The sequence below is a fragment of the Sphingomonas rustica genome, assembly GCF_039652585.1.
Taxonomy (GTDB): domain Bacteria; phylum Pseudomonadota; class Alphaproteobacteria; order Sphingomonadales; family Sphingomonadaceae; genus Sphingomonas; species Sphingomonas rustica.
Genome location: NZ_JBDIZK010000024.1, coordinates 1 through 5,836 on the forward strand (window position 1 = coordinate 1; position 5,836 = coordinate 5,836).

The window sequence follows — 5,836 nt, forward strand, 5'->3', positions numbered from 1 at the left end:
TGTCGCGTTGGTTGCGGGAGCAGGATTTGAACCTGCGACCTTCAGGTTATGAGCCTGACGAGCTACCGGGCTGCTCCATCCCGCGACAACGGGGGTTTGCCGTTCCCTTTTGGGGAGGGCGACATGTGAATGGGTTTTTCGTACAATCAGGTGCACAGGCTTCAATGCCTGGCGACGACCTACTCTTCCATCGCTTGAGCGATAGTACCATCGGCGCAGTCTGGTTTCACGTCCGAGTTCGGGATGGGATCGGGTGGGTCACAGACGCTATGGTCACCAAGCAATGAAGCCTGTGCAACTGATTGGTTTTTCGTATCGATGCCCGTGCAAACAGGTGTGATGATCATCTTTCATCGACGATCAGCCGTCCAGGGCTGTCGTTGATGGTGGGACTCATCAAGTGCGAATAGAGCAATTAGTATCGGTTAGCTCCACACGTTACCGTGCTTCTACATCCGATCTATCAAGGTCGTGGTCTTCGACCGCTCTAAGAAATCTTATCTCGAGGGAGGCTTCCCGCTTAGATGCTTTCAGCGGTTATCCCGTCCGTACATAGCTACCCTGCTGCGCCGTTGGCACGACGACAGGTACACCAGAGGTACGTTCAACCCGGTCCTCTCGTACTAGGGTCAACTCCTCTCAAATTTCGACGCCCACGGCAGATAGGGACCAAACTGTCTCGCGACGTTCTGAACCCAGCTCACGTACCACTTTAATTGGCGAACAGCCAAACCCTTGGGACCTGCTCCAGCCCCAGGATGTGATGAGCCGACATCGAGGTGCCAAACAACCCCGTCGATATGAGCTCTTGGGGGTTATCAGCCTGTTATCCCCGGCGTACCTTTTATCCGTTGAGCGATGGCCCTTCCACGAGGGACCACCGGATCACTATGACCGACTTTCGTCTCTGCTCGACTTGTCAGTCTCGCAGTCAGGCTGGCTTATGCCATTGCACTCTAACAGCCGGTTTCCAACCGGCCTGAGCCAACCTTCGCGCGCCTCCGTTACTCTTTAGGAGGCGACCGCCCCAGTCAAACTACCCGCCACAGAGGGTCCCTGAACCAGTTTCATGGTTCGAGGTTAGACATCAGAAAACAACAGGGTGGTATTTCACATTGTGGCTCCACATCGGCTGGCGCCAATGCTTCAAAGCCTCCCACCTATTCTACACAGTTCCTTCCTAATGCCACTCTGAAGCTGCAGTAAAGGTGCACGGGGTCTTTCCGTCTAACCGCGGGTACTCCGCATCTTCACGGAGAATTCAATTTCGCTGAGCATGTCCTGGAGACAGTGGGGAAGTCGTTACGCCATTCGTGCAGGTCGGAACTTACCCGACAAGGAATTTCGCTACCTTAGGACCGTTATAGTTACGGCCGCCGTTTACCTGGGCTTCATTTCGGAGCTTGCACCCCTCCACTTAACCTTCAGGCACCGGGCAGGCGTCAGGCCCTATACGTCGTCTTGAAGCCGACTTAGCAGAGCCCTGTGTTTTTGCTAAACAGTCGCTACCCCCTGGCCTGTGCCCCCTGACACTGCTTGCGCAATGCCAGGGCCTCCTTCTTCCGAAGGTACGGAGGCAATTTGCCGAGTTCCTTCAGGACACTTCTCTCAAGCGCCTTGGTATACTCTACCTGACCACCTGTGTCGGTTTCGGGTACGGTCTATACGGTGGGGCTATTTCCTGGAACCTCTTCGAAGCACGTCCAATCCGTTAAGGACGTACAACACACGAGATCCGTCACACACCACCAGGCCCACGAATATTAACGTGGTTCCCATCGACTACCCCCTTCGGGCTCGTCTTAGGGGCCGGCTCACCCTGCGCGGATTAGCCTTGCGCAGGAACCCTTGGTCTTTCGGCGAAAGGGCATCTCACCCTTTTTATCGCTACTCATGTCTGCATTCGCACTTCCGATATCTCCACGGTCCATTACCAGACCGCTTCACAGACTTACGGAACGCTCCGCTACCGCGTGGATAAATCCACACCCTAAGCTTCGGTGCACGTCTTTAGCCCCGTTACATCTTCGCCGCAGGAACCCTTGATTAGACCAGTGAGCTGTTACGCTTTCTTTAAAGGATGGCTGCTTCTAAGCCAACCTCCTGGTTGTTTTGGGATTCCCACATGCTTTCCCACTTAGACGTGACTTGGGGACCTTAGCTGTAGGTCAGGGCTGTTTCCCTTTTGACGACGGACCTTAGCACCCGCCGTCTGTCTCCCGGATATCACTCCTAGGTATTCGGAGTTTGGTTAGAGTTGGTAGATCTCGCGACCCCCGCATCCATCCAGTGCTCTACCCCCTAGGGTGTTCGTCCGAGGCACTACCTCAATAGTTTTCGCGGAGAACCAGCTATTTCCCGGCTTGATTGGCCTTTCACCCCTAAACACAACTCATCCGGTAACTTTTCAACGTTAATCGGTTCGGACCTCCAGTGGGTGTTACCCCACCTTCATCCTGGTCATGCCTAGATCGCCGGGTTTCGGGTCTAATGCATCAAACTAAGTCGCCCTATTCAGACTCGCTTTCGCTGCGCCTACACCTAACGGCTTAAGCTTGCTTGATACATTAAGTCACAGACCCATTATGCAAGAGGTACGCGGTCAGGGCATATAGCCCCTCCCACTGCTTGTAGGCATTCGGTTTCAGGTACTGTTTCACTCCCCTCATCGGGGTGCTTTTCACCTTTCCCTCACGGTACTAGTTCGCTATCGGTCATGTACGAGTATTTAGGCTTAGAGGGTGGTCCCCCTATGTTCAGACAGGATTACACGTGTCCCGCCCTACTCGAGTCCTGATACATCACTTTCGCATACGGGGCTGTCACCCACTACGGCGCTTCTTTCCAGAAGCTTCTGCTAGTTGAATATCAGGCACTGGCCTGGTCCGCGTTCGCTCGCCACTACTAACGGAATCTCGGTTGATGTCTTTTCCTCCAGGTACTGAGATGTTTCAGTTCCCCGGGTTCGCTTCACCAAAGCTATGAATTCACTTCGGTGATACCTTCCTCAATTAACTCGGCCAGTGATCGCTCACCGGCTGAATTAATTGGTGAAGGTGGGTTTCCCCATTCGGAAATCGTCGGGTCAAAGGTTGCTCACACCTCACCGACGCTTATCGCAGCGTGCCACGTCCTTCATCGCCTGTACATGCCAAGGCATCCACCAAATGCCCTTACCTCACACTTGAGAGTCCACACCACCAACGACAACGCTGGGCTTCAGGACCAAAATCCCTCATGCCACTCGGCGTAGCGATGCCGCGTGATGCAGATAATAAATCTCAGCTGTTTGTTCGGGCGCCAGTCACAGCCTTGCAGCTGAAACCAACGCCGTCACGGCATCGATTTGAAAAACCCATTCACAATGTCAAAGAACTGCGATCCTCGGATCGCCGTTACCGCTGCTCGCGCAGCGGATCTCGTTATCTTCATCCCTGGATATCTTGGTCAGGTTGCGCTTCCGCGCCGCCGCACGCCGTCAGTCGCAGCAAAGCTGCGCCTTGTGGCGCGCTATGCAGCGCTGGCCGTCCTTGCTCGCATGTAGATTAGCGTCGCCAATCCATCTTGCTCGCTGCGGAATGGTGGAGCCTATCGGGATCGAACCGATGACCTGATGCTTGCAAAGCAACCGCTCTCCCAGCTGAGCTAAGGCCCCGAACCTGTCGACATGCTCCAGCGCACCTTGCTCGCCGTCAGTCGCAGCAAAGCTGCGCCTTATGGCGCGCCTTGCAGCGCTGGCCGAGCTTGCTTGCGTGTGAATTAGCGTCGCTAATTCATCTCGCTCGCTGCGCTGGTGGGCCGAGTAGGAGTTGAACCTACGACCTCACGCTTATCAGGCGTGCGCTCTAACCACCTGAGCTACCGGCCCCCATGCCAAGCCCGAACGGGCCCAAAGGCCGCGGGCGGCAAAAGCCTGCTCAGGCAACCAGCCTTGCGGCTGGTATCCAGTGATGAAGGGACATGAGGACGGCGGCAATGTTCTTTGGAATGGAGGAAGCTCTTCCGGACCCGTAGGCCCGGCGCTTTCCGCCGATATCCTTAGAAAGGAGGTGATCCAGCCGCAGGTTCCCCTACGGCTACCTTGTTACGACTTCACCCCAGTCGCTAAGCCCACCGTGGTCGCCTGCCTCTCTTGCGAGTTAGCGCAACGCCTTCGGGTGAACCCAACTCCCATGGTGTGACGGGCGGTGTGTACAAGGCCTGGGAACGTATTCACCGCGGCATGCTGATCCGCGATTACTAGCGATTCCGCCTTCATGCTCTCGAGTTGCAGAGAACAATCCGAACTGAGACAACTTTTGGAGATTAGCTCACCCTCGCGGGATTGCTGCCCACTGTAGTTGCCATTGTAGCACGTGTGTAGCCCAGCGCGTAAGGGCCATGAGGACTTGACGTCATCCCCACCTTCCTCCGGCTTATCACCGGCGGTTCCTTTAAAGTACCCAACTAAATGATGGTAACTAAAGGCGAGGGTTGCGCTCGTTGCGGGACTTAACCCAACATCTCACGACACGAGCTGACGACAGCCATGCAGCACCTGTGTTCCGGCCAGCCGAACTGAAGGAATCCATCTCTGGAAACCAAACCGGACATGTCAAACGCTGGTAAGGTTCTGCGCGTTGCTTCGAATTAAACCACATGCTCCACCGCTTGTGCAGGCCCCCGTCAATTCCTTTGAGTTTTAATCTTGCGACCGTACTCCCCAGGCGGATAACTTAATGCGTTAGCTGCGCCACCCAAGCACCAAGTGCCCGGACAGCTAGTTATCATCGTTTACGGCGTGGACTACCAGGGTATCTAATCCTGTTTGCTCCCCACGCTTTCGCACCTCAGCGTCAATACCAGTCCAGTGAGCCGCCTTCGCCACTGGTGTTCTTCCGAATATCTACGAATTTCACCTCTACACTCGGAATTCCACTCACCTCTCCTGGATTCAAGCGATGCAGTCTTAAAGGCAGTTCTGGAGTTGAGCTCCAGGCTTTCACCTCTAACTTACAAAGCCGCCTACGTGCGCTTTACGCCCAGTAATTCCGAACAACGCTAGCCCCCTCCGTATTACCGCGGCTGCTGGCACGGAGTTAGCCGGGGCTTATTCTCCCGGTACTGTCATTATCATCCCGGGTAAAAGAGCTTTACAACCCTAAGGCCTTCATCACTCACGCGGCATTGCTGGATCAGGCTTTCGCCCATTGTCCAATATTCCCCACTGCTGCCTCCCGTAGGAGTCTGGGCCGTGTCTCAGTCCCAGTGTGGCTGATCATCCTCTCAGACCAGCTAAGGATCGTCGCCTTGGTGAGCCTTTACCTCACCAACTAGCTAATCCTACGCGGGCTCATCCCTGGGCGATAAATCTTTGGTCTTTCGACATCATCCGGTATTAGCACTCCTTTCGGAGAGTTATTCCGAACCCAAGGGCAGATTCCCACGTGTTACGCACCCGTGCGCCACTAGATCCGAAGATCTCGTTCGACTTGCATGTGTTAGGCATGCCGCCAGCGTTCGTTCTGAGCCAGGATCAAACTCTCAAGTTTGATGCTCCATGACACCCAAGGCGGAATGGCCCCGAGCATCACAGCTCATTTCTAGGAGCCGTTCCTGCACAATTCTTCACGTATGGAAACGTGTAGGACATATAGGAACGGCTTGCTTTAATCGAGTATCCGACGCCTAGAAGCCGTCAGAACCCGGAGCCGCCGCCCACATGTCCCTTCATCAAAATCACAATTTCAAAGAGCGACAAAAACCGACGCACCGTCCTACCCCTTTTCTCGGGGTGTCCCGTGCGCCTTGCTTTTGGTGACCGCTGCAAAGCTCCGTGTGGCGCCCCGCTGCGGTG

At 55.0% G+C, this 5,836-nt stretch carries 3 tRNA genes and 3 rRNA genes; all 6 read right to left on the bottom strand.

The window, feature by feature from the left end:
* Positions 1–8: 8 nt before the first annotated feature.
* The 6 genes from TPR58_RS22590 to TPR58_RS22615 all read right to left on the bottom strand — a co-directional run bounded on the left by TPR58_RS22590 (position 9) and on the right by TPR58_RS22615 (position 5,531).
* Positions 9–85: transfer RNA gene (locus TPR58_RS22590), tRNA-Met, on the bottom strand.
* Positions 86–166: 81 nt separating this feature from the next.
* Positions 167–281: ribosomal RNA gene (rrf, locus tag TPR58_RS22595) — 5S ribosomal RNA — on the bottom strand.
* Between the two features lie 114 nt (positions 282–395).
* Positions 396–3,187, bottom strand: a 23S ribosomal RNA gene (locus tag TPR58_RS22600).
* A gap of 392 nt (positions 3,188–3,579) precedes the next feature.
* A tRNA-Ala gene (locus tag TPR58_RS22605) sits at positions 3,580–3,655 on the bottom strand.
* Positions 3,656–3,791: 136 nt separating this feature from the next.
* Positions 3,792–3,868, bottom strand: a tRNA-Ile gene (locus tag TPR58_RS22610).
* 174 nt (positions 3,869–4,042) lie between these two features.
* Positions 4,043–5,531: ribosomal RNA gene (locus tag TPR58_RS22615) — 16S ribosomal RNA — on the bottom strand.
* Together the 16S, 23S and 5S rRNA genes with 3 tRNA genes alongside form the textbook arrangement of a ribosomal RNA operon.
* Between the last annotated feature and the right edge of the window lie 305 nt (positions 5,532–5,836).